General features: G+C 68.9%; 30 protein-coding genes. 22 read left to right on the plus strand and 8 right to left on the minus strand.

The genetic code is table 11. The features are described 5' to 3' along the window. Positions 1-31: 31 nt before the first annotated feature. The 4 genes from ASE14_RS08060 to ASE14_RS19995 are packed head-to-tail and all read right to left on the minus strand — an operon-like array spanning position 32 to position 3,752. Positions 32-1,723 (minus strand): MFS transporter, encoded by a 1,692-nt coding sequence (locus ASE14_RS08060; protein ID WP_082600329.1) that lies wholly within the window; start codon positions 1,721-1,723, stop codon positions 32-34. A 41-nt stretch (positions 1,724-1,764) separates the two neighbouring features. Further along, positions 1,765-2,316 (minus strand): hypoxanthine phosphoribosyltransferase, encoded by a 552-nt coding sequence (gene hpt / locus ASE14_RS08065; RefSeq protein ID WP_056653257.1) that lies wholly within the window; start codon positions 2,314-2,316, stop codon positions 1,765-1,767. A gap of 57 nt (positions 2,317-2,373) precedes the next feature. Next, the gene (tilS, locus tag ASE14_RS08070; RefSeq protein ID WP_056656007.1) at positions 2,374-3,429 is read right to left on the minus strand and encodes a tRNA lysidine(34) synthetase TilS; all 1,056 of its coding nucleotides are present in this window, start codon (positions 3,427-3,429) and stop codon (positions 2,374-2,376) included. Then, positions 3,429-3,752: a helix-turn-helix transcriptional regulator gene (locus ASE14_RS19995; RefSeq protein WP_082600331.1), complete on the minus strand. Its 324-nt coding sequence runs from the start codon at positions 3,750-3,752 to the stop codon at positions 3,429-3,431. Before ASE14_RS19995 ends, tilS begins: the two co-directional genes overlap by 1 nt. 139 nt (positions 3,753-3,891) lie before the next feature. On the opposite strand from ASE14_RS19995, the gene ASE14_RS21335 reads away from it, so the two are divergent. The 22 genes from ASE14_RS21335 (at position 3,892) to ASE14_RS08175 (ending at position 18,039) form a co-directional block, all read left to right on the plus strand. Further along, the gene (locus ASE14_RS21335; RefSeq protein WP_255356077.1) at positions 3,892-4,128 is read left to right on the plus strand and encodes a helix-turn-helix domain-containing protein; all 237 of its coding nucleotides are present in this window, start codon (positions 3,892-3,894) and stop codon (positions 4,126-4,128) included. Continuing rightward, positions 4,125-4,274 (plus strand): hypothetical protein, encoded by a 150-nt coding sequence (locus ASE14_RS20440; RefSeq protein WP_157372874.1) that lies wholly within the window; start codon positions 4,125-4,127, stop codon positions 4,272-4,274. The genes ASE14_RS21335 and ASE14_RS20440 overlap by 4 nt, the downstream gene beginning before the upstream one ends. Positions 4,275-4,317: 43 nt before the next feature. Then, positions 4,318-5,220, plus strand: coding sequence for a hypothetical protein (locus ASE14_RS08080; protein ID WP_056653263.1), 903 nt, complete (start codon positions 4,318-4,320; stop codon positions 5,218-5,220). 23 nt (positions 5,221-5,243) lie between these two features. After that, complete coding sequence (locus ASE14_RS08085) at positions 5,244-5,423, plus strand: hypothetical protein (RefSeq protein ID WP_157372875.1); 180 nt, start codon at positions 5,244-5,246, stop codon at positions 5,421-5,423. Positions 5,424-5,461: 38 nt separating this feature from the next. Beyond that, the gene (locus ASE14_RS08090) at positions 5,462-5,680 is read left to right on the plus strand and encodes a hypothetical protein (protein ID WP_157372876.1); all 219 of its coding nucleotides are present in this window, start codon (positions 5,462-5,464) and stop codon (positions 5,678-5,680) included. A 98-nt stretch (positions 5,681-5,778) separates the two neighbouring features. Next, positions 5,779-6,000 carry a hypothetical protein gene (locus ASE14_RS08095; protein WP_056653270.1) on the plus strand — a complete coding sequence of 74 codons (222 nt, stop codon included), beginning with the start codon at positions 5,779-5,781 and terminating at the stop codon, positions 5,998-6,000. Next, the gene (locus ASE14_RS08100) at positions 5,997-6,302 is read left to right on the plus strand and encodes a hypothetical protein (RefSeq protein ID WP_056653273.1); all 306 of its coding nucleotides are present in this window, start codon (positions 5,997-5,999) and stop codon (positions 6,300-6,302) included. The genes ASE14_RS08095 and ASE14_RS08100 overlap by 4 nt, the downstream gene beginning before the upstream one ends. A 91-nt stretch (positions 6,303-6,393) precedes the next feature. After that, on the plus strand, positions 6,394-8,025 hold the full coding sequence (locus tag ASE14_RS08105) for a hypothetical protein (RefSeq protein ID WP_056653277.1): 1,632 nt from the start codon (positions 6,394-6,396) through the stop codon (positions 8,023-8,025). A gap of 64 nt (positions 8,026-8,089) precedes the next feature. Continuing rightward, complete coding sequence (locus tag ASE14_RS08110) at positions 8,090-9,139, plus strand: hypothetical protein (protein ID WP_056653279.1); 1,050 nt, start codon at positions 8,090-8,092, stop codon at positions 9,137-9,139. Positions 9,140-9,141: 2 nt separating this feature from the next. After that, a complete protein-coding gene (locus tag ASE14_RS08115; protein ID WP_056653282.1) occupies positions 9,142-9,411 on the plus strand; it encodes a hypothetical protein in 270 nt (89 codons plus the stop codon). A 2-nt stretch (positions 9,412-9,413) separates the two neighbouring features. Next, entirely contained in the window at positions 9,414-11,081 is a 1,668-nt protein-coding gene (locus ASE14_RS08120; RefSeq protein WP_056653285.1) for a hypothetical protein, read from the plus strand. A gap of 20 nt (positions 11,082-11,101) precedes the next feature. Continuing rightward, entirely contained in the window at positions 11,102-11,470 is a 369-nt protein-coding gene (locus tag ASE14_RS08125) for a hypothetical protein (RefSeq protein WP_056653288.1), read from the plus strand. Then, a complete protein-coding gene (locus ASE14_RS08130; RefSeq protein WP_056653291.1) occupies positions 11,460-11,846 on the plus strand; it encodes a hypothetical protein in 387 nt (128 codons plus the stop codon). The genes ASE14_RS08125 and ASE14_RS08130 overlap by 11 nt, the downstream gene beginning before the upstream one ends. A 10-nt stretch (positions 11,847-11,856) precedes the next feature. After that, the gene (locus ASE14_RS08135) at positions 11,857-12,264 is read left to right on the plus strand and encodes a hypothetical protein (RefSeq protein ID WP_056653293.1); all 408 of its coding nucleotides are present in this window, start codon (positions 11,857-11,859) and stop codon (positions 12,262-12,264) included. Between the two features lie 144 nt (positions 12,265-12,408). Beyond that, positions 12,409-12,771 carry a hypothetical protein gene (locus ASE14_RS08140; protein WP_056653296.1) on the plus strand — a complete coding sequence of 121 codons (363 nt, stop codon included), beginning with the start codon at positions 12,409-12,411 and terminating at the stop codon, positions 12,769-12,771. Positions 12,772-12,787: 16 nt separating this feature from the next. Then, entirely contained in the window at positions 12,788-13,963 is a 1,176-nt protein-coding gene (locus tag ASE14_RS08145; RefSeq protein WP_157372877.1) for a hypothetical protein, read from the plus strand. Then, on the plus strand, positions 13,963-14,322 hold the full coding sequence (locus ASE14_RS08150) for a hypothetical protein (protein ID WP_056653302.1): 360 nt from the start codon (positions 13,963-13,965) through the stop codon (positions 14,320-14,322). The genes ASE14_RS08145 and ASE14_RS08150 overlap by 1 nt, the downstream gene beginning before the upstream one ends. Then, entirely contained in the window at positions 14,319-16,064 is a 1,746-nt protein-coding gene (locus ASE14_RS08155; RefSeq protein ID WP_056653304.1) for a hypothetical protein, read from the plus strand. Before ASE14_RS08150 ends, ASE14_RS08155 begins: the two co-directional genes overlap by 4 nt. After that, a complete protein-coding gene (locus tag ASE14_RS08160; protein WP_056653307.1) occupies positions 16,064-16,831 on the plus strand; it encodes a tail fiber domain-containing protein in 768 nt (255 codons plus the stop codon). The genes ASE14_RS08155 and ASE14_RS08160 overlap by 1 nt, the downstream gene beginning before the upstream one ends. Then, positions 16,831-17,523, plus strand: a complete 693-nt coding sequence (locus ASE14_RS08165; RefSeq protein ID WP_056653310.1) for a M23 family metallopeptidase — start codon at positions 16,831-16,833, stop codon at positions 17,521-17,523. Before ASE14_RS08160 ends, ASE14_RS08165 begins: the two co-directional genes overlap by 1 nt. Then, the gene (locus tag ASE14_RS08170; protein ID WP_056653313.1) at positions 17,520-17,744 is read left to right on the plus strand and encodes a hypothetical protein; all 225 of its coding nucleotides are present in this window, start codon (positions 17,520-17,522) and stop codon (positions 17,742-17,744) included. The genes ASE14_RS08165 and ASE14_RS08170 overlap by 4 nt, the downstream gene beginning before the upstream one ends. A 4-nt stretch (positions 17,745-17,748) precedes the next feature. After that, entirely contained in the window at positions 17,749-18,039 is a 291-nt protein-coding gene (locus ASE14_RS08175) for a hypothetical protein (RefSeq protein WP_056653316.1), read from the plus strand. Here the strand turns inward: ASE14_RS08175 and ASE14_RS08180 are convergent. From ASE14_RS08180 to ASE14_RS08195, 4 genes are all read right to left on the minus strand, one after another. After that, positions 18,023-18,382: a hypothetical protein gene (locus ASE14_RS08180; protein WP_056653319.1), complete on the minus strand. Its 360-nt coding sequence runs from the start codon at positions 18,380-18,382 to the stop codon at positions 18,023-18,025. The genes ASE14_RS08175 and ASE14_RS08180 overlap by 17 nt on opposite strands. Continuing rightward, a complete protein-coding gene (locus tag ASE14_RS08185) occupies positions 18,379-19,263 on the minus strand; it encodes a site-specific integrase (protein WP_056653322.1) in 885 nt (294 codons plus the stop codon). The genes ASE14_RS08180 and ASE14_RS08185 overlap by 4 nt, the downstream gene beginning before the upstream one ends. A gap of 65 nt (positions 19,264-19,328) precedes the next feature. Next, positions 19,329-19,763 carry a hypothetical protein gene (locus ASE14_RS08190; protein ID WP_157372878.1) on the minus strand — a complete coding sequence of 145 codons (435 nt, stop codon included), beginning with the start codon at positions 19,761-19,763 and terminating at the stop codon, positions 19,329-19,331. An 8-nt stretch (positions 19,764-19,771) separates the two neighbouring features. Beyond that, positions 19,772-19,951, minus strand: coding sequence for a hypothetical protein (locus ASE14_RS08195; protein WP_157372879.1), 180 nt, complete (start codon positions 19,949-19,951; stop codon positions 19,772-19,774). Positions 19,952-20,106: the final 155 nt, after the last annotated feature.

The raw sequence follows: 20,106 nt of genomic DNA on the forward strand, positions 1-20,106 counted from the left end.
CCATCAAAGCGAGAGGTTCTCAACACCCCCGTCAGGAGGGCGGCGGCGAGTCCCCGAACGGGTCCTTCGGCGAGTATCGGCCCAACTGCCCTTCGACGACGACCTCCGCCTCCTGCGCGCTCGCCGTGTAGCCGAGCACGACGGGGAGGAATCGATCCGAGCCGAGCGCCCGCAGCGCGAGCGCGCTTCTCGCCACGACCGAGGCCGTTCGACGCGTGCGGCGCAGCAGCGCGATCTCACCGAACCCCTCCCCCGGGCCGAGCGTCGCGACGACCCGGCCGTCGCCCACGACGTCGGCGTCGCCCGCCTCGATCACGTAGTACCGGTCGCCGATATCCCCCTGCGAGAACACGGCCGTGCCGGCGGGAACGGCGACGGGATCGAGGCCGCGGGCCAGCTGCTCGATCGAGGGCAGCGGCAGGGGGCGGAACATCGGCACCCGCTGGAGCAGGCCGATGTCCTCGTCGAGCACGTCGACCGAGCGGTCCATGCCCCGCAGTCGCGGCAACGACACGAGCGCGAGCACGGGGCACACGAGGCCGATCACCACGAGCGCCGTCTGCACGCCGAACCACTCGACGAGCGCCGACGTGACGACGGCGCCGATGCCGATGAAGACGGCGACGAGGCTCTCGAGCACCCCGAATACCCGTGCGAGCACCTCGTCGGGAGCCATGCGGGCGATGAGCGTGAACCCGGCGACATCGACGAGGGCGTTGCCGACGCCCACGAACGCGAGCAGCCCGAGCGCCGGCACCTCGTAGGGCGCGAGCCCGACGAGGGTGAACGGCAGGCCCCACAAGCCGACTCCGACGGCGAACCACGCCCCCAGCCGCCCGGTGCCGACGAGGAGCGAGGCCGCGAGCGAGCCCAGCACCGCCCCCACGCCGACCGCGGCCATCAGAGCGCCGACCCCCGGCTCCCCGGTGCCGAGCAGCTCGATCGCGACCACGACGGAGAGCACGGTGAGCGCGCCGCGGGTCAGGGCCTGCGCCGCCGCGAGGCCGAGGATGAGCGTCAGGTCGCGGTTCGCCGCCACCGCCCTGACGCCCTCGACCGCCTCCCTGGCCAGGTTCGGCCGCTTCGGCGCAGGCGGGCGGGGCGGGGCGTCGTACCGGAGCCGCACCAGGAGGGCCGCCGCCCAGAACGACGCGGCCGCGGCGACCGCGAACACGACGTCGACGCCGGTGAACTGCAGCAGCACCGCCGCCAGCAGCGGCCCCACGAGCGTCGCGGCCGAGTCGAGGAGACCTCGTACCACGTTGGCGCTCGCGAGCTCGTGCCCGGTGCGGCAGAGCGAGGGCAGGAGTGCGGAGTGCGCCGGCCGGTAGAGGGTGGCGGCGATCGTCGAGAGCACGGCGAGCACGTAGATGACCACCACCGGCCCGGACAGCGCCGCGACGACCGCGGCGGCGGCGGTCGCGAGCCCGCGCACGATGGAGACGAGGACGAGCACCCGCTCACGGCGCCCCCGGTCGGCGATGGGCGACAGCAGCGGGGCGAGGATCGCCGACGGCAGCATGCGCAACAGCCCGACGATCCCGAGCGCTACGGCGCCGCCGTCTCGGTAGGCCACGATGCCGAGTGCGACGGTGAACGCCCACTCGGCGGTCCATGCTCCGAGGAAGCTGAGCTGGGCTCGGCGGAGGTTGGGATTGCGCCAGTTGCTCGTGAAGGCGGCGGCAGCGTCGCGCACTCTGCTTCGGCGCTGCCCTTCGCCCATGCGAAGACTCTAGGCCCGAGGCCCGGCGCAGCGCGAGGGAATCAGCTGTAGACGTGCGGTGCCAGGATCGCGACGTCGCGGAGGTTGCGGTAGTTCTCGGCGTAGTCGAGGCCGTAGCCGACGACGAACTGGTTCGGGATGTCGAAGCCGAGGTACTTGACGGTCACGTCGACCTTCGCCGCGTCGGGCTTGCGGAGCAGCGCGCAGATCTCGACCGAATCGGCGCCGCGCGACTCGAGGTTGCCGAGCAGCCAGCTGAGGGTCAGACCGGAGTCGATGATGTCCTCGACGATCAGCACGTGCCGGCCGGTCAGGTCGGAGTCGAGGTCCTTCACGATGCGCACGACGCCGGACGACTGGGTGCCCGCGCCGTACGACGAGACGGCCATCCAGTCCATGTTCACGTGGGGCCGGAGCTCCCGCGCGAGGTCGGCCATGACCATGACCGCCCCCTTCAGCACGCCGACGAGCAGCAGGTCCTTGCCCGCGTAGTCGGCCTCGATGCGGCGGGCGAGCTCGGAGAGCTTCGCGTGGATCTCGGCTTCGGTGACGAGGACCTCAGTGAGGTCGGCCTCGATCTCGCGCGCGTACATGCCTGCTCCTTCTGTGACGGCAAACGGATGCAACGAGCCTACGCCGCGCCGGAGCGCTCAGTGATCGTGCGGCAGCACTTCGGTCGAGCCGATGGTGCTCAGCACGACGTGCGCACCGGCCCGGGTCGCACGAACACCCCCTGGCAGGTCGATCGACCCCTGCCCGTGCCAGTCGGTGACGAGACGCGCGATCTCGAGCGTCTGCGCTCGCGAGAGCGAGACGCCGAACTCGCTGCCGACGACGTGCCGGATGATGCGCTGGCGCAGCGCGGCCGGGTTCGCCGCGAGCGCTCCCGATGAGATCGCGATGCCGGCCTCGGCGGGTTCGCAGATCTCCTCGATGACCTCCTCGATCTGCTCCGAGAACGCCCCCTCGTCCTCGCGCAACTGCTCGGCCGTGCGGGCGAGCGCCTCGGCGATGCCGGGGCCGAGCTCGGCCTCGAGCACCGGCAGCACCCGCTCGCGCACCCGCACGCGGGCGTACGCGGGGTCGAGGTTGTGCGGGTCGTCCCACGGGGCGAGGCCCGCGTCGAGGCACGCCTGGCGCGCCGCGGCCCGGCGGATGCCGAGGAGCGGCCGGGCGTAGCGGCCGGCGCGCGCGGGCATGCCCGAGAGGCTCGCGGCGCCCGAACCGCGGGCGAGGCCGAGCAGCACGGTCTCGGCCTGGTCGTCGAGCGTGTGGCCGAGCAGCAGGAGCGCGGCACCGGTCTCGGCGGCGGCCGCGTCGAGCGCGGCGTAGCGCGCATCGCGAGCGGATGCCTCGGGGCCGCCCTCCCCCGTCACCTCGACGCGGCGCACGATCACGGGGTCGAGTCCGAGTTCGCGCGCGGTCGCCGCTGCGGCGTCCGCGACCTCGGCGGATCCGGGCTGCAGCCCGTGGTCGACGATGACGGCGCCGGCGCGGCATCCGGCCCTCGGCGCCTCGAACGCCGTGGCCGCAGCGAGGGCGAGCGAATCGGCACCGCCCGAGAGCGCGACGAGCACGAGCGGGCTGCGAGACGCATCGGAACCGACCGGGAGCACGCCGCGCACGGCCCGGCGCACGTCGGCGATCTGAGGTGTCAATCGCGGGCGGCGCGGTGCCGCGGCATCCGTCTGCTGGTCAGGAGGCATCAAGTAACCTTATTTGCCGACCTCCGGCGGGACTGGGTCGGGTGGCTCGAAACCGCTGCACGCACGGGCACGTCGCTGCCTGTCAGCCAGTCGAACGCGACGCCGGTCGCCATCGCCCACATGCGGAGCGTGGCGCGAGACGGCACTCGGTGGCCGTTCTCGGCCGAAGAGATCGTTGCGCGCGAGATCCCCGCGCGGTCTGCAAGTTCTGCCTGCTCGAGGCCAGCGAACTCACGCGAGAGCTGGAGCCGCCAATGGAGATCGAACTGCGGACGTGCACCGGCGTCCGGTGCGGGCATCAGGGGTGTGGTTGCCGTGCTCATGTGACCAAAGTTAGTCACACATGGCGACACTTGTCCAGCGTCCACGCTGTTCTCAGTGCATTCCCTTAGGCGCAAGCTTCGTTCGACTCGCCGGACCAAGGTTTGACGTATGTCTTACCTTCGAGCCATAGTTAGCGGCATGGGGACTTTGACATTGCTGTCCACGCGCGACGTGGCCGATCGTCTTCGCATCACGCCTCGGAAGGTCTCGCGGTTGGTCGAGGCTGACCGACTGAGGGCGGCAGCGAAGGCGCCGGGACCGCGCGGGGCGTTCATGTTCACCGCCGACGAGCTCGACCGATACATGCGCGATCGCGAGCACGAGCACGTCGATGCTGACGAGCCTGCGGTCGATGACGACGAGGTCGCAGCGTGAGGGCGTGGCGGATCGGCGACGTGCCCGCGCGGTACCCGATCATCCTGCGACACGACGACGGCACCGCGGTGCTGTCGTCGACCTACGACCAGAGCAAGGCCGGCCTCTCGGTGCCCTGCCACTGCGACATGCAGGTCGAGGCGTGAATGCCGCCCACCGCACCGCGGCAGCCGTGCTGAGGGCGGCCGCGTGAGCATCATCTCGCCGCCGGGCGCGTACGAGGGCGTGCGACCGTGGTCGAGCCGTGACGCGTGGCTGCGGCAGGTCGAGACGCTGCTCGGTACCGACGCGGGTGACCAGGTGCGGCGTGAGCTGCGCGTTGCGGCCGACCGGGTGCGCGAGGTTGCTCGCTCTGACGCGGCTGTTGCGACGTCGACGTCGGGGCGCGATGTCGCGACCTCGAACCGGACGGTGGGTCGGCGTCTCGGGATCTCCTACCGGACGGTGCAGCGTGCCCGTGCGTGGCTCGAGCGCATGCGCCTGGCGCGCACGATCGAGGCCGGCCGCTACCTCACGACCGCCGAACGTGCGGCCGCCGGCGGACAGCTCCGCGCCGCGTCGACGCGGGCGCTCACGCCTGTGGACAACCACCCGCAGGCACACGCGGCCCGCCCCGCTGATCAGTCGAGTGTCGCACTACCCCGTAGGGGTGATCTCACCCCTGCTAGTCACCTACCTGAGACCAAGACAAGACGAGCTGTGAGTAATTCGGGGGCGCGGCCGGTCTGGGTGCAGCGACTCGCGGCCGACCTCGACCGGCGGATGCCGTGGCTCGTGCGGTACGTGCACATCGGCAGGCTGGTGAACGGGCTGCAGCAGCGGAACTTGCACCCGGCGACGACCGCGGGCAGCCTGCTCGGCGCGATCCACGCCCGGGGCCCGGTGCGCGAGCTCGCCGAGCAGCGCGACCCGCTCGCGTACTTCCTCGCCCTCATCGACGACGACCTCGTGCACGGCCTCGCTCGTGCCGCCGAGGCGACCAGGTGCAGCCGCGACGGGCACGACTGGCACGGCCAATGGCGCGAGGTCTGCAGGCGCTGCGATACCGATCGACCGGGCTGGCGCTACGAGCGAGACAGGAGCGCGTCATGAACGGCCGGCATCCACTCGACTGCATGCCCGACAAGCGGCATCAGTTCCTGCCCGACAGCGGCTGGTGCATCCACGGATGCGGCAACCGCGACGACGGCCGAACCACCCTGCTCGGCGGCAAAGAGATCGTGGCCGGCCCCACCTACACCGACGACGAACTCACCGCCATGTACACACACCTCACCGAACGGACACCCGCATGACAACACCTGACATCACGCGCCGCGCATCGCCAACCGAAGTGCCCAGCGTCGTGCACCTCCGCAAGGATCGCCCTGCCCTCGTGCAGCTCGTGAAGTGGAAGCCCGGCACCGACGAGTACGAACTCGTCGCCGGCTACCTCACCGGGCGCAACGCGACGACCTGGTACCTCGTGACCGACGAAGGCCCGCTCGAACTGGACCGCGAGGCGTGGCTCGTCTGCGACGATGGCGAAGACGAGATGGCGGAAGCGGCATGACGACACCTGTCGTCCGGTACCGCCACGTCTGTGGCATCGACTGCGCGTGGGGCTGCATCATCACGCCTACCGTGACAGCACCTGTCACGACACCTGACATGCGCCGGTACCGTGTCGAGCGCTCGGTCGCGTCGGGCAAGTGGCTCGTGCTGAACCGCGACGGCGAGGTCATCGACTCGGCCGACAGCTGGCCTGACGCATTCGCGGTCGCGAGCCTGATCGCCACCGTTCACACCGCGCAGGAAGACATGGCCGCGAGCCTCGGCCGTAGTCACGTCGACTTGGTGCACGAGCTGCTCGACGATCTGCTGAGCGCATGAGCGCCAAGCATGCGGATCCGGAGTACCGGAAGAATGCGCGCATCATCCGCGGGCAGGTGCAGCAGCGCCGCAAGCGCGACGATGACGTGACGTGCTGGCGCTGCGGCCGGGCTATCCACGAGGAGCAGACGTTCGACGTGGGCCACATCAACCCGGACGGCGGGCACAGCCTCGACAACCTCGCACCCGAGCACCGGTACAAGTCCGGTCGATGCCAAGGCAACCGTGCCGCCGGCGGCAGGCTCGGCGCAGCACGACAGCAAGCGCGCACCGCCGGCACGAAGGGACTGTTGCCGTGGTGAACCTCGGCGCTGACCGGGCTTTTTTTCGCGCTGCCGGTGCAACCCCCGCCAAGGCTCTTCAGACATCTCTCTCCCCGACGGAAGCCACATCATGACCGACGAGCTCGACCTCGACGACCTCCCCGAGGCCGTCCGCAAGCATCCGCTCCTCGAGGAGACGGCGTGGGTCGAGCTGCGCGACTCGGGCCTCGAACCGCTCGCCGATACCCCGATGGTCACCACGCTCAAGGACCGCGCCGCGTTCCTGATCGGTGCGTGGCTGCTCGACAAGACGAAGACGAAGGACCGGTGCGGGCTGCTCGCGAATATCAAGCCGCAGATGCTCCGCGCGGTCGACGTGCTCGCCGCCGGCCGGTTCAAGAACGCGATCATCCTGCCCCGCCGATCGTCGAAGACGACAACGCTGTGGTGCGTGCTGCTCGGCCGGTGCTGGCTCGACGAGGCTCACATGGCCGGCTACTCGATGCTGACCACGCAGAAGAAGACCGCCGAGCGGTACCGGCTCGACGTGTACGGGCCGATCACGAGGCAGTGGCCCGACAAGGACGACCGGCCGGTGAAGCTCTACAAGGGCAACGGCACCGAGCGCGTCGAGTTCGACAACGGCTCGGTCCTCACGATCCTCTCGCCCGACGGTGACGCGTTCCGCTCGGGCGCGTACGAAACGCTCGTCGCCGACGAGGGCGGCGCATCCTCGATCGAGATGGGCGCCGACATCAAGGCCGCCGTGCTGCCCGCGTTCGACACGACAGACGGGCAGTTCATCGTGGCCGGCACCGCCGCGAAGTACCGCGAGGGCAACGTGCTGTGGGAGATCGTGAACGACGCGAAGGCCGGCGTGCTCCGGTTCACCGTCGATGACACGATCGACCCCGAGCAGCTCGAAGCGTGGGAACCCGACGAGGACCACCCGCGCGCCCGCGTGCGCGAGCTCGTCGAGGGCATGCACCCCGGCATCCACAGCGGGCTCACCACGCTCGCGAAGATCGAGGAGAACTGGAACGGCCTCGACCGGGAGCAGTTCTTCGAGGAGTACCTCGGCCTGTTCGGCTCCGAAGGGTCGAACACGGGCCTCATCCCGCCGGCGCACTGGGAGCGCAGCACTCTGCCCGGCGACCCGCCGCCGCCTCCGAAGCGCTTCACCATGGCGATCGCCATTCACCCCGACGGGCTCTGGGCATCCATCGGCGCCGCCTGGCACTACGACGAGACCGACGACGACCTCGTCGCCGCGGCGATGGCACTCGACGGGCAGGTGCCCGACCGGAAGCCCCGCATCGGAGTCGGCCTGCTCTGGCACCAGCACGGCGTGCAGGGCTTCGCGACGAAGGCACTGACCCTCGCCCGGAAGTTCAAGACGCCGATCATCTACGACCAGCTCTCGCAGGCTGCCGGCGTCGAGGTCGAGACACTGACCCGCGCGAACCCTCGCCCTGACCTCACGCCCGCCGCGACCAGCGACGTGCGCCGCGGCGCGACGAAGGTGCTCAAGCTCCTCGACCCGAAGGACGACACCCTGCGGCACTGGCGATCGCCGCAGCTCGACCAGGCCGTCACGATCGCCGTAAAGCGTGCGATCGGCTCCGCCGGCGGCTTCGGATTCGGCCGACCCAAGGGTGACTTCGGCGCCGATATCACCCCGATCGAGGCGACCTCGCTCGCGCTGCAGTTCCTCGGCGACACGAACGAGAAGCCCGCGAAGGCCGAGATCGTCTTCGGCTGATCTGTGGACATCCCACAATGCATTGGTTGTGAGCTTGTGGGATGTCCACAGTACGGTTTCGGTCATGGGTTTCTGGCGCGAACTGCTCTTCGGACCGCCGGCGACGCCGGGCATCGTCTCGCCCTGGGCGCCGCCAACGGAGTTCGAGACCTTCGCCGCCGGCAAGCTGCTCGGCGAGATGCCCGACGTGATGACTCGCGAGAAGGCGCTCAAGGTGCCCGGCGTGAAGCGGGCGCATGGGTTGCACTGCTCGATCGTGGCATCGTCGCCGTTCTTCCAGATGGACGGCGACAAGCGCGACACCGACCAGCCGGGCTGGCTGACGAGCTCGGCGTCCGGGGTCTCGCCGTACCACCGAATGTGGGGCGTCGCCTCCGACCTGTTCATGAGCGCGTGGGCATGCGTCGGCATCACCGAGGATCGCGACGACGCCCTGCACATCCCGTTCGGGCTGTGGGGCGTGGACCAGCAGAGCGGCCGCGTCGTCGTCACCGACGAGCGCATCCCCGTCCAGTACCGTGCGCGGCTCGTGCCGATCAGCATGGGCTACGGCGAGAACGGGCTCCTCATCGACGCGAAGGACACCCTGACAGCGTCACGTGACATCGAGCGCGCATGGATGGAACGAGTCAAGAACCCAGCGCCCGCGACCGAGCTGCACATCGAGGACTCGAAGTACGACGGCCTCAGCCGCAAGGAGAAGCGGAAGATCGTCGACGACTGGAACGAGAACCGTCGCCGCGACGGCGGGCAGACCGCCCTCACCCCGTCATTCATCAAGGTCAACGCGCTCGGCCAGACCTCGGCCGACCTGTTCGAGAAGGGTCGCAACGCGATCCGGCTCGACATCGCGAACCACACCGCCGTGCCTGCGTCGATCATCGAAGGCGCCCGCGACGGCTCCGGCAGCGACATCCACTATTCCTCCGAAGCGGGCGCCGGCGGCGCCACTCGCAACGAGCTGTACGACTTCGGCACCAAGAGATTCGTGCAGGCGATCGAGGCACGCCTCTCGCTCGACGACGTGTGCGACCAGGGTAAGTCGATCCGCGCCGATCTGACCGGCCTCATGGCCGTCCCGACCCCGAACACCAACCCCACGAGTGAGGACTGATCATGACGAAGACCACCGACCCCGCGACCGTGTCACCTGACACGGCACCTGACACCGAGCCCGACCAGGACACCGAAACCGAGCAGCTCGTCGCCGACGACGCCTCGCTCGAAGAACGGCTCGCGGCCGGCATCGCGAACCTCATCGAGGTACTGCTCGAGCTGCCCGCCGGGCACCCCGACACGCTGGGCGCGTACGCGCACCTCGAGGCGTTCGCCGAGCGCGCCGCCGCCGCACTGCCGATCCCGCCGGCCACCGCCGAGGACGTCTGAGCATGGCCGAGAGCCTGATCCAGTACGAGGGCGGCGAGGTGCTCGCCTCCCTCGAAGACCGCACCATCACCGGCCTGCTCATCCCGTTCAACGAGATCGGCCGCACCAACGCCGGCCGGTTCATGGTCGAGGCCGGCGCGATCGAGCTGCCCGCCGACCCCGCCGTGATCGGCCTGAACCTCGACCACGAGCGCTCGCAACCCGTCGGGCGGGCGACACGGGTGTGGGCCGAAGCCGTCGGCATCATGGCAACATTCGCGATCGCGAACACGCCCGCCGGCGACGCCGCCCTCGCCGACGCCCTCAGCCCGAGCGGAACGCGTCGCCGCCTCTCGGGCGAGTTCCACGCCGTCATCAAGGCTGCCAAGGCGATCGGCGGCAACCTCTGGGGCGCCGCCCTCGTCGGGCAGGGCGCGTTCCCCTCCGCGATGGTGCTCGCCGCCGACACCCCCGACGAGCCGACCGCCACCTCGAGCTCGCGCTACGTGACCGAGTACACCGACGAGGCAGGCGACACGTGGCGCCGCGTCGAAGAAACCACGACCACTATCACCGAAACCAGCACCGCCGACGCCGAGGACGACCCCGACGCCGAGGACGACCCCGAAGGAGAAACCACCGTGACCGCCACCGCCACCGTGCCCGCCACCCAGATCGCCGGCGCTCCCGTCGCCGTCGAGGTGCAGGCCCGCCAGACCGACGCACGCGACGTGTTCGCCGCGCTCAACACGCTCCGCACCGACCGGCAGAACCCCGAGGCTCTCGCCGTGCTCGCCGCCCTCAACGACGTCACCACGACCACCCTCTCGGGTGGCGTGGAGCCGGCGCACTGGCTCGGCCAGATCAACCAGGGCATCGCCTACCAGCGCATGTTCCTGCCGCTCGGCACCGTCGGCACCAACATCTCCATCGCCGGCAAGAAGGGTTTCAAGATCAAGCGCGGCACCGAGGCCGCGCCCGTCGACAAGATCGACGGCGCGTGGGCCGGCGACAAGACGGCGATCAAGTCGGGCAACGGGTTCGTGCAGACCGCGCAGTCGACCCGTCGGAACTGGGCGCTCGGCGAGGACATCGGCCGCGAGTTCTACGACCTCCCCGGCGGCGCCGAAGTCGTGGCCTCGTTCCTCGCGCTGCTCGTCGAGGACTACCACCGCTGGTCGGACGAGTCCGCCCTCGGCGACTACGTCGCCGTCGCCGGCGCTGCTGTCGCCGCCGACACCACGAAGTACCCGGCGACCTACCCGAAGGCGCTCGGCATGCTCATCCAGGGCATGCTCGCCCTCGGCAAGATCAAGGCGGACGGCCGCCGCGACCTGCCGACGTTCGCGATCGCGAACGACGCCGCGTTCGAGGAGCTCGCGTACGCCTCCGGCGGCGAGCAGAACCTGCCCGCGTTCGTGAGCATCGCGATCAACAGCGCGATCGCCGGCGACGCCGGACTCGACAACAAGATCACGATCGTCCGCGGCGACGTGGGCGCCCCGATCACCGCTGGGAAGGGTGCCGTCATCGTCGGTGCGAACTACGGCATCGAGTTCGACGAGCTGCCCAACGGGCCGCTTCAGATCGACGCCCTGGAGATCGCCCGCGGCGGCATCGACAAGGCGCTGCACGGCTACCTGCAGACGTTCAAGGCTCGCTCCGAAGCGTTCGTCAAGATCAGCCTCTGATCGGCCCGGGGCGAAGACTCATGACCGATTACGCCTGGTACGCCGGGGAGCCCGCCGAGCAGCTCGACCGGCTCATCGCAGCGTGGCCGGAAGCGCCGGCTACCGATCTCGAATCGCTCGCGATGCTCCTCGAGATCTCGGCCGATCAGGTCTGGGCCTTCGCCCCGGAATGCCTCGACGATGACAACGCCGCTGTGGCCCGCCCCGCGGCCGCGCCCGCTCGGCTCGTGTACGCGCAGATGCAGCAGGCGCAGAACCTCTGGAACGCCGGCCGCGCCGACTCGAACGGAGACGCCGGCCTCGACGGATTCAGCTACACGCCGCGCCCGCTCGACAAGACCGTGCGCGGCCTGATCCGCCCGACCGAAGGAGTCTTCGATGCCGGCTGAAACGCTCCGCACGAAACTCACCGCCGCGGTGAAGGATGCCCTGCCCGCCGGGTGGCGGTTCATCCCGAACCAGAAGACACCCGAGAAGATCACGCGCGTGACCGTCACGCTCAAGCACCTCCGCATCAAGCCGCTCCCCGAGGCACCCGCGGCCGCGTTCACGAACTCTGTCGTGCTCACCATCGCGAGCCCCCTCACCGACGACGTGAAAGCCGAGAACGCCCTCGATGAGGACGTGCTCACCCTGCTCCACACGATCGCCGCGAACACGGCCGGATGGATGCAGCTCGACGAAGCCGAGAAGGTGCGTGTGCGCGACGGCGCGCCCTACCTCGGCTGGGACTGCAAGTTCGACGCCATCACCACCAAAGCCTGAGGAGGCACCCATGACCACGATCGCCACCAAGCCATTCTTCATCGGCGCATCCACGCTTACCGTCGCCGCCGACGACCACACCTCTGCCATCAACTCGGCCCAGCTCGACCCGACCACCCCGACCGCCCAATTCCGCGACATCGGCGGCGGCATCGTGAACATCGAGGGCACGCCCTCATGGGTGCTCTCCCTCGGGATCGCGCAGGACTGGGAAGACGACACCTCCACCGCGCACTACATGCGCATCAACGCCGGCCAGACGAAGGCGATGAAGCTCACCCCCGTCAGCGGCGGGCGAGGCGTCACCGTCAATGTCATCTGCCGCGCGCCGAGCGTCGGCGGTGCCGCGGCCGCGATCGCGCAGAGCACCCTGCAGCTGCCTGTCAACGGTCAGCCCGTCTGGGACCCGGAAGCCTGACCGGTGGGTCTCGGCCGGATCTCGCTGCTCGTCTCCGACGACCTGCGGCGACTCACTGAGGTCGCGCGCTCCCTCGAGCGGGAGCTAGCTGCGCGCGTCCGGAGTGAAACGAAGTCCGAGGCCCAACCTATCTTTCAGGAGTCCGTGCGGGCGAACGTCACCACTCGGCTGCAGACGAGGGTGCTGTCCGACACCGCCCGTGTCGCAGTATCGGACTCGAACGTCACCCTGAAGTCGGCGACCATCGGCACGCTGTCGTCAGGTGTCAAGACAGGTGACATCGCTCATCTTGTCGAGTTCGGCGCCACACCGACGAAGCGCGTCGCGCAGCGCTCGAGCAAGGGGAACCGGTACACCCGGCAGCTCGGCCGCGTCGTCGGCCCGCCTCGCTCGCGCGGCTATGTGTTCCACCCGGCCGTGCGCGAGTCCATCCCCCGTCTCGCGTCCCTCTGGATGCAGACCGCCTACCGCACCATCGCCGAGACCTTCGAGAAGGGAGCCCCCTGAAATGGCCGGCTACACCGTGGGCATCGCCGCCGACACCAAGGCGGCGAAGCAGGGCATCGAGACCGGGCTCATCAAGCCCCTCGGTGACGCCGCCGACGCCGCCGACCAGCTCGGCAAATCGCGCGGTCCCGACCAGCTCGAGCGCGGCCTCAAGGATGCGCAGGACGCCACCGAGCGACTGAAGCGTGAGACGAAGGAGACCGCCGACGCGATCGACCGGGAGTATCGCGATGCCTACCGGAAGATGAGGCAGTCATCAGACGACGGAGTGCGCGGCGCGAAGGATGGATTCGACGAGATCAAGGCTGAGTCAAGCTCCACCGCGAAGGAGGCAGCGGCATCGTTCGATGGTTCGGCCGAATCGATCGGTGATGCGCTGCAGGAGGTCACGGCTAACGCGTTCGCCGGGTTCGGTCCAGCGGGCGAGTTGGCGGGCCTCGTCGCGGCGGCGGGTATCGGCCTCGCGATCAAGGGCTTCACCGACGTGGACGCCGCGAAGAAAGCTTCGGAAGAGGCTGCAGCCGAGTGGGCTGACGCCTATGTCGAGGCCGGCGGCAGGGTGCTCACCTCAGCTGTGACGACCGCGAAGGCGCTCGCGATCATCACCGACACCGAAGGCAAGTTCAAGGAAGCAGAACAGAACGCGAAGAACTGGGGCGTCGGGATATCGACCGCAGTCGCGGCGATGGCCGGCGAGACCTGGGCGCTGGATGCTGCACGCACCTCACTCGCCGACAAAGAGGAGCGCTTGAACGAGCTCGTCGAGCAGGGTGGTGCGGGCCGAGGGAACCTCCGAGAAGAGACCAACCGGCTCTCGGCGCAGACCCTCGAAGGCGCAGCCGCGTTCGAGAAACTGACCGGCGAGATGGAAGCCGGAGCCGAGCGCGCCGACGTCTACTCCAGGTATCTCGCCGACGTGGCGAAGAACACGGCTGGCGCGACGACTGAGGTCGATGCGTTCGGCGATTCCGTGACGACCCTTCCCGACGGGAAACAGATCTATATCGACGCCGAGACCGGACAGGCAACACAGGACACGGACGCGATCGAGAAGAAGGTGTACGGCCTGCCGGACAAGACGATCCGCGTCACGGCCGACACGTCCGACGCTGACCGCAAGATCCGCGGCCTGTCGAAGGACGTCACTGTCACGGTCAAGGGCGTCACTCGAACCGGAAATCAGGTGTGGTGATGACGACGACACTCTCGAACGGCACCGACACGGTCACACCCGACGCCGTGAACGGGTACCAGACGAACCGCGAAGCTCGGACGATCGCGCACGACATCCTCGGGCGTGGAGACCCTGACATCACCCTGCGCCCGGCCAGCACCAGACGCGGCAGTCTCGAACTGCTCTTCGCCGATGAAGCGCCAGCCGCCGCGGCCGAGGTCGCGCACGCTGGCGCCCATGTGTGGACGCTCGCGAACACCGACCTCGGCACGATCGGCATGCTCTACGTCGTCGCCGAGGGCGGCATCACCCGGGCGCTTGACGACACGCGGGCATGCTGGCTCGTCTCGATCCCGTTCCGTGAGGTGCTGCCGTGATCTCCGAGCACGAGTACACCGCGACCCTCCTCGAGGGAGCCGGCTACGAGCTCGCACCGACAGGCGGCAAGGTCGGGATGGACGAGGGGTGGGCGCCCCATGTGCAGGCGACGCTCACGATCCCCGTCCCGGTCGAGGCTGTGCAGGAGCTCATCGACGCCCGTGAGGCGCGCCGGATCGAGATCTCGTGCACGTCCACTCCTCACCCGCTCACCCCAGCACCGGCGCAGTCGCGAGTGTTCAACCTCGGATTGCGCGGCCGGAAGATCGGTCACCGGCCGGGGACTATCGAGATCACCCTCGCTTCCGATGAGGCGCTCGTGCAGGACGACGTCCTGCTCGCCGACACGCCGAACCGTGACGCGCTCGCCTACCAGCACTCCCTGCGCGCGATGATCAACGCCGTAATCCTCGCCCGAATCGGCGCCGCGCTCGAGCCCGGCACGGTCGATACTCCGTTCCGGGTGCTGTCGGATGCGACGAATCCGCTGAAGAATCCGACCGGCGCGGCGGCGAGTCCCATCGCCGGGTACACGACCAGCAGCGGTGGCACCGGGTCCATCGCCGGGCTCGCGGCGCAGATTCCCGGAGTCGAGCATCAGGGCAAGGTGATCCGCTCCACCCCGAACACCGCGACCGGCGGGTTCTGGTTCAACGGCAACACGGGCGCGGCCACCACGTACGGTCCCGACACGATCCCGCTCGCCGCGGGCAAGAAGGCGACCATCGCGGTCTGGGTGCGCGCATCCGTCGCGAAGACCGTCGCTCTGACCGCGCAGACACTCACCGCGGCCAATGCCACCGTGGCTGCAATCTCAGGCCCCGCGACGGCGCTTGCCGCGAACGTCTGGACGCGGCTCGTGCTCACGTTCGAGCAGCCCGCAACTGCCGCGAAGTACGGGTTCAACGTCTACAACACGGCCGGGTCGTGGGCGGCCGGGCAGACACTCGACTTCGGGGCAATCATCCCCGCCGAGGGCGACACTGCAGTCGACTACTTCGACGGCGCGACGGTTGACACCGAAGAGTATGCGTATGCGTGGACCGGTGCGGCGAACGCTTCGACATCGACCCGGGCAGCCCTGATCGACCGGTCGCCGCAGATGCTCGACTGGGAGCCCGGCGAGTCGGCGTGGGATTTCATTCAGCCGATCTTCCAGACCGCTGGGCTGCGCCTCTACTGCAACGAGCAGCGGCAGTGGTTCCTCGTCGATGCTGGCTACATCGCCGACGGTCACACACAACTCGCCGTCGGCCTCAACACGACCGAAGCCGACGACACGATCTCTCGCGACGGCTCGGACTGGTGCGACGCCGCGCTCGTCGTGTACCGGTGGAACGACCAAACCGACACGCCCACCGTGCGTTACGACTGGTACGCCGAGCCGGACCATACCCGCGTGCGCGTCGTCGAGCTGCGCCGCGCCTACACCGGCACGGGGTTTGCCAAGTACATCGTCAAGCGCGCTGCCGGGATGGGGCGGCAGATCACCGCGTCGGCTGTCTCGCAGTACCAGGCGCAGCCCGGCCAGCCGATCACGATCACCCTGCCCGACACCCCGATTCAGACGGGACTCATCGCCTCGGTGGAGTGGCGTCTCGACGACGACGAGATGACGGTGCAGTCTCGCGGGCTCACCGACACCCCGCCCGACGCGTGGATCTTCGGTGACCCCGGCATCTCGTGGCTCGAAATCCCGGTCGGCATGACCTGGAACACCTTTGATTGGAGTGGTATCTGATGGCAAACGGAGACGACGCTGCAGCGGCCGGCATGGACGTCGTGCCTGGCACCGCGAGCGTGCGGCAGGGTTACGACGAAGACAACAAGACGCGCGACTACATCGCGCAGCGCACGAACGCAGTCCAGCCGATTGCGAAGGGAGGCACCGGGTCGACGACCGCGGCCGACGCCCGTTCCGCGCTCGGCGTCCCCTCAACAACCGAGCTCACGACCGGGCTCGCCGGCAAATCGCCGGCCGGCCACACGCACAACGTGTCCGAGCTCGGCGCGGGAACCGTGAATGGAGATCTCGGCGCAACGGGCAAACTGTCGGCGCAGGGCAACATCGAGCACAACGGGCAGATCTACTCGCCCGGCACCCGAAACCGCACCGTGTCGACGAACTACGCGTCCGTGTACTCCGGCGACGGCGGATGGATGGGCATCCCGCCCTCCTCACGTCGATTCAAGACTGAGATCCAGCCGTGGCAGGAAGATGCCGCCCGAATCCTCGGCATCATGCCCGTCACCTACCGCCTCAAGAGCGACGTCGCCGAGCTCGGCGACGCCGCACCCGTCCGAGTCGGGTTCATCGCCGAGGATCTCATCGACGCCGGCCTCGAAGAGTTCGTGCCGACCAACATCGACCCCGACTCCGATGACTTCGGCCTACCGATCTCGATCAACTACGAGTTCTACGTCGTCGCATTGCAGTTGGTCGTCCGACACCAATCCGAACAGATGCAGGACATTCACACCCGGCTCGCGGCGGCAGGGATCGCCTGATGCTCAGCGTTGCCGAGTTCTACGCAGAGTCCCACTTCCGCGACCCGTTCGGCGCGACCGAAGGCCGCCCGAACCCGCACCGCGGCCTCGACGTCGCCGGGTGGCTGACCGGCACCATCGTGCCGGCGTGGACGGGCGGAACCGTCGTGACGTCGCAGTACGACTCCGCGCTCGGGTACGTCGTCGTCGTCGACAGCCCGTTCGGGTTCGCCGGCGTTTCACACCTCGACGTGCTCGGTGCACCTGTCGGCGCGTTCATCCCCGTCGGCGGCGCGTGGGGGGCGCTCGGCGACACCGGGCGTCTCAGCGAGGGTCCGCACGCGCACCTGACCCTCGCGCCCTCGTCTCGGTTCCCGTGGACTGGGCCGGTCATCGACCCGACACCCCACATCCGTGCCGCCCGAGAATCATCCAGCCTCGCAGGTGGCAGCACCACACCCATCACACAGAAAGGCATCAGCATGGCCGAAGCAGTCATGGTCGCACCCACCGATACGGTCGTCCACATGTACCCGGGAGTGAAGTCGCACTTCACGAGCCGAGAGGACTACGAGGCGTACAAGGCGTCAATCGACACGATGCGTGCCGCCGGCAGCACCGATGCGATGGCGCTGCCCCCGCTTCACGATGTGACGAAGGTGTCGTGGGCGACGTACAAGCAGCTCTGCCGGCACTTCGGCGTCGCCGAATGACCGAAGCCCTCGCGCTCGGCCTGCTCGCCGTGCTCGGCGGGCTCGGCGCGGCCGGCGTCACGCTGCTCGTGCATCTCATGCGCCGCGTATCAAGTCTCGAGGATCTCAACCGCAAGTTGTGGGCGTGGAACCGAGATCTCGTGGACCACATCTACAAGGGCAAGCCACCACCACCACCCGGCCCGCCCGACCTATCCGACCTCTTCGCCGAAGGAGCATGACACCATGACGACACCTGACACGACCAGCCCGAAGCACGCCGCAGACGAACCGATTTCGTACGAGCTCGCGCCCGTTGCGTACGCCGAGCTCGCGCCCGTTGCGTACGCCGAGCTCGCGCCCGAACTGCTGCCTCTCAACGTGCGCCGCGTGCTCTACCTGCTCGGCATCGCCGCCCTCGTGGCCGGCCCTGTGGTCGCCGTTCAAATGCCGGAGTACGGCACGGCGATCATCAGCGCTGGCAACATGCTCGGTGCGGTCGGCCTGGGCACCGCCCTGGCTAACCCACGTCGGTAGCGTCCTCGGCGACCCTCTGCGTGATGGCGTCCTTGACGGCGTCCACCTGCGCCTTCGTCATGTCGCCCTCGAAGTAGGTCAAGCACGTGACGTCAAAGGCGTACACGAGCGACGGGTCTTCCAACCCGACGCGGTACGGATCAGAGCCGCACATCCCGTCCAGTGCATTGTCAGCGACACCCTCGGCGAGCTCAGCGATCATCGGGGTGTCGGCGGTGAGGAGGCCGTCGGTGGCGGCATCCAACTCGATGAGGAAGCGATCGACCACCTCTTGCCGTGGCGGGGCGCTGCTGCATCCGGCGAGTAGCAGTGCGGCCGCAGCGATGGGGAGAAGCCTCTTCATGATCGCGAGCCTAACGGGGCGCGGCGCGGATACGTCGCGCCCCGCTTTCCGTTGCGCGGCACGTGCACGCGCGGCAGCGTCTCGATCGCAGCGCGCAGCGCATTCTCTGAGGGGAGGTAGTAGTACTTCATCGAGCTCGCGTCGGCGTGGCGCATGTTCGCCTGGGCGACGGGCCCGGAGACGCCGGCCTCGAGCTGCTGGGTCGCGAACCAGGCGCGGAGCTGGTGTGGTCGATGCCCGGTGATACCTGCACGCCGGAGGGCCCGTGCGAGCACGGTCGAGATGGTAGCCGGCCTCACGTGCCCGTCCGAGACGCCGGGGAACAGGTTCCCGTCTCGTCGGTGGTACTGCAGCTCGTCCCAGACGATCGGGTGCAGTGGCCGCCACACGAGCACGTCGCCCTTCGCGTTCAGGGTGAGGATGCGTCGGCGTTGCCAGTCGATCGAGCCGGACGAGACGGCGGCTATCTCGGCCGCGCGCATGCCCTGGTACGCGTAGAGCAGGACGTAGAGCCGGGTGCGCTGGTGGATGCTCGACAGGAGGAGCGCCTGCAGCTCGGCGGTCGATACGGGGTGCGCCTCGCGCCGCGGCACGCGCTGCTTCGGCAGCCGCTCGGCGGGGTTGTCGGTGCGGTATTCCTCGTCCTGCAGGAACGCGTACACGCCTCGGTATGCCGACCGCATGAGCCGCTTGGTGTGCGGGGCGACATCGACCGCCAGCGCGCCGATGAGATCCTCGCGCGCCACCGTCATCAGCGTCTTGCCTGTCCGCACGAGCATTCGCCGCACCTGCCCCTCGGAGTAGGCGATCGAGGATCGCTTGTGACCGGATGCTGCGCGGAACGTCGCGTAGGCGGTGAGGAGCTCGTCGTCGGTGTGCATGCTTCGATAGAAGCCGAGAGCCCCACCTCCATTTGGGAGGCGGGGCTCACGGGCCTGTTTCGGGTCTACAGGCCGGCCAGCTCGCGCACGACGCGCTGAGGGACAACGAGCCCTCGCCCGATGCGGCGTACGTCGAACATGTCGCGGTTCGACTTGATCGAGTACTCCGACGTACCAAGCAGGCGCGCGGCGACGTCGAGCGGGAGCAGCGCGGGCTGCTCGTCGAGCAGGCTCGTGAGGCTGACAGGTGCTGTCACCTGACTGTCACCACCGATGCGAGCGACCTCGGCGGATCCCCCGACGCGGCGCACAGCGTCGGCCGGGATCATCCATGCGCCGTCGCGGAGCTCCGCACCGGGCAGCTCGCCCGCGGCGAGCCAGCGGCGCACGGTGCGCTCGGTCTTGCCCGTCGCGTCGACGTAGCCCTGCAGCGTGAGCAGGCTCGTCGGGGCTGCCGACGGGTCGAGCAGCGTGAAGACATCGATGTCAGGTGTCGTCATGGTCATTGTCATCCCTCGTTGGTTGTGTAGGCGTGGCGGTCTTCGATGGCTGCTGAGATCGCCTCATTCCAGGCGTCGACGGTGATTCGTCCGTCTCGCTCGATCGAGGCGTAGAGATACCCGATGGTGAATGAGGCATCACCTCGACCGTCTAGCGGCATCGGCTCGACGGTCTTCGCGCGCCTCATCGCGCGCCACCGCTGCGGTAGGTGCGCGCCCACGTCTTGTGGATCATCCCGTTGACGCCGCGTGCAATGTGTCGCCCGGCGTGGCCGCGATCCCGCGTGCAGCAGAATCCCTCGCGTGTCGCCTGGCATCCGCCACGCTCGGTCATCGTGTACCA

Origin of the sequence: Agromyces sp. Root81 (assembly GCF_001429165.1) — a bacterium.
Classification (GTDB): domain Bacteria; phylum Actinomycetota; class Actinomycetes; order Actinomycetales; family Microbacteriaceae; genus Agromyces.

Excerpts from the sequence above, each read along its gene's own strand:
- ASE14_RS08060 (WP_082600329.1), bottom strand. The coding sequence starts at position 1,723 with ATGGGCGAAGGGCAGCGCCGAAGCAGAGTGCGCGACGCTGCCGCCGCC.
- hpt (WP_056653257.1), bottom strand. The coding sequence starts at position 2,316 with ATGTACGCGCGCGAGATCGAGGCCGACCTCACTGAGGTCCTCGTCACC.
- tilS (WP_056656007.1), bottom strand. The coding sequence starts at position 3,429 with ATGCCTCCTGACCAGCAGACGGATGCCGCGGCACCGCGCCGCCCGCGA.
- ASE14_RS19995 (WP_082600331.1), bottom strand. The coding sequence starts at position 3,752 with ATGAGCACGGCAACCACACCCCTGATGCCCGCACCGGACGCCGGTGCA.
- ASE14_RS21335 (WP_255356077.1), top strand. The coding sequence starts at position 3,892 with ATGGGGACTTTGACATTGCTGTCCACGCGCGACGTGGCCGATCGTCTT.
- ASE14_RS08085 (WP_157372875.1), top strand. The coding sequence starts at position 5,244 with ATGCCCGACAAGCGGCATCAGTTCCTGCCCGACAGCGGCTGGTGCATC.
- ASE14_RS08095 (WP_056653270.1), top strand. The coding sequence starts at position 5,779 with ATGCGCCGGTACCGTGTCGAGCGCTCGGTCGCGTCGGGCAAGTGGCTC.
- ASE14_RS08100 (WP_056653273.1), top strand. The coding sequence starts at position 5,997 with ATGAGCGCCAAGCATGCGGATCCGGAGTACCGGAAGAATGCGCGCATC.
- ASE14_RS08105 (WP_056653277.1), top strand. The coding sequence starts at position 6,394 with ATGACCGACGAGCTCGACCTCGACGACCTCCCCGAGGCCGTCCGCAAG.
- ASE14_RS08110 (WP_056653279.1), top strand. The coding sequence starts at position 8,090 with ATGGGTTTCTGGCGCGAACTGCTCTTCGGACCGCCGGCGACGCCGGGC.
- ASE14_RS08115 (WP_056653282.1), top strand. The coding sequence starts at position 9,142 with ATGACGAAGACCACCGACCCCGCGACCGTGTCACCTGACACGGCACCT.
- ASE14_RS08120 (WP_056653285.1), top strand. The coding sequence starts at position 9,414 with ATGGCCGAGAGCCTGATCCAGTACGAGGGCGGCGAGGTGCTCGCCTCC.
- ASE14_RS08125 (WP_056653288.1), top strand. The coding sequence starts at position 11,102 with ATGACCGATTACGCCTGGTACGCCGGGGAGCCCGCCGAGCAGCTCGAC.
- ASE14_RS08130 (WP_056653291.1), top strand. The coding sequence starts at position 11,460 with ATGCCGGCTGAAACGCTCCGCACGAAACTCACCGCCGCGGTGAAGGAT.
- ASE14_RS08135 (WP_056653293.1), top strand. The coding sequence starts at position 11,857 with ATGACCACGATCGCCACCAAGCCATTCTTCATCGGCGCATCCACGCTT.
- ASE14_RS08150 (WP_056653302.1), top strand. The coding sequence starts at position 13,963 with ATGACGACGACACTCTCGAACGGCACCGACACGGTCACACCCGACGCC.
- ASE14_RS08160 (WP_056653307.1), top strand. The coding sequence starts at position 16,064 with ATGGCAAACGGAGACGACGCTGCAGCGGCCGGCATGGACGTCGTGCCT.
- ASE14_RS08165 (WP_056653310.1), top strand. The coding sequence starts at position 16,831 with ATGCTCAGCGTTGCCGAGTTCTACGCAGAGTCCCACTTCCGCGACCCG.
- ASE14_RS08170 (WP_056653313.1), top strand. The coding sequence starts at position 17,520 with ATGACCGAAGCCCTCGCGCTCGGCCTGCTCGCCGTGCTCGGCGGGCTC.
- ASE14_RS08175 (WP_056653316.1), top strand. The coding sequence starts at position 17,749 with ATGACGACACCTGACACGACCAGCCCGAAGCACGCCGCAGACGAACCG.
- ASE14_RS08180 (WP_056653319.1), bottom strand. The coding sequence starts at position 18,382 with ATGAAGAGGCTTCTCCCCATCGCTGCGGCCGCACTGCTACTCGCCGGA.
- ASE14_RS08185 (WP_056653322.1), bottom strand. The coding sequence starts at position 19,263 with ATGCACACCGACGACGAGCTCCTCACCGCCTACGCGACGTTCCGCGCA.
- ASE14_RS08190 (WP_157372878.1), bottom strand. The coding sequence starts at position 19,763 with ATGACGACACCTGACATCGATGTCTTCACGCTGCTCGACCCGTCGGCA.
- ASE14_RS08195 (WP_157372879.1), bottom strand. The coding sequence starts at position 19,951 with ATGAGGCGCGCGAAGACCGTCGAGCCGATGCCGCTAGACGGTCGAGGT.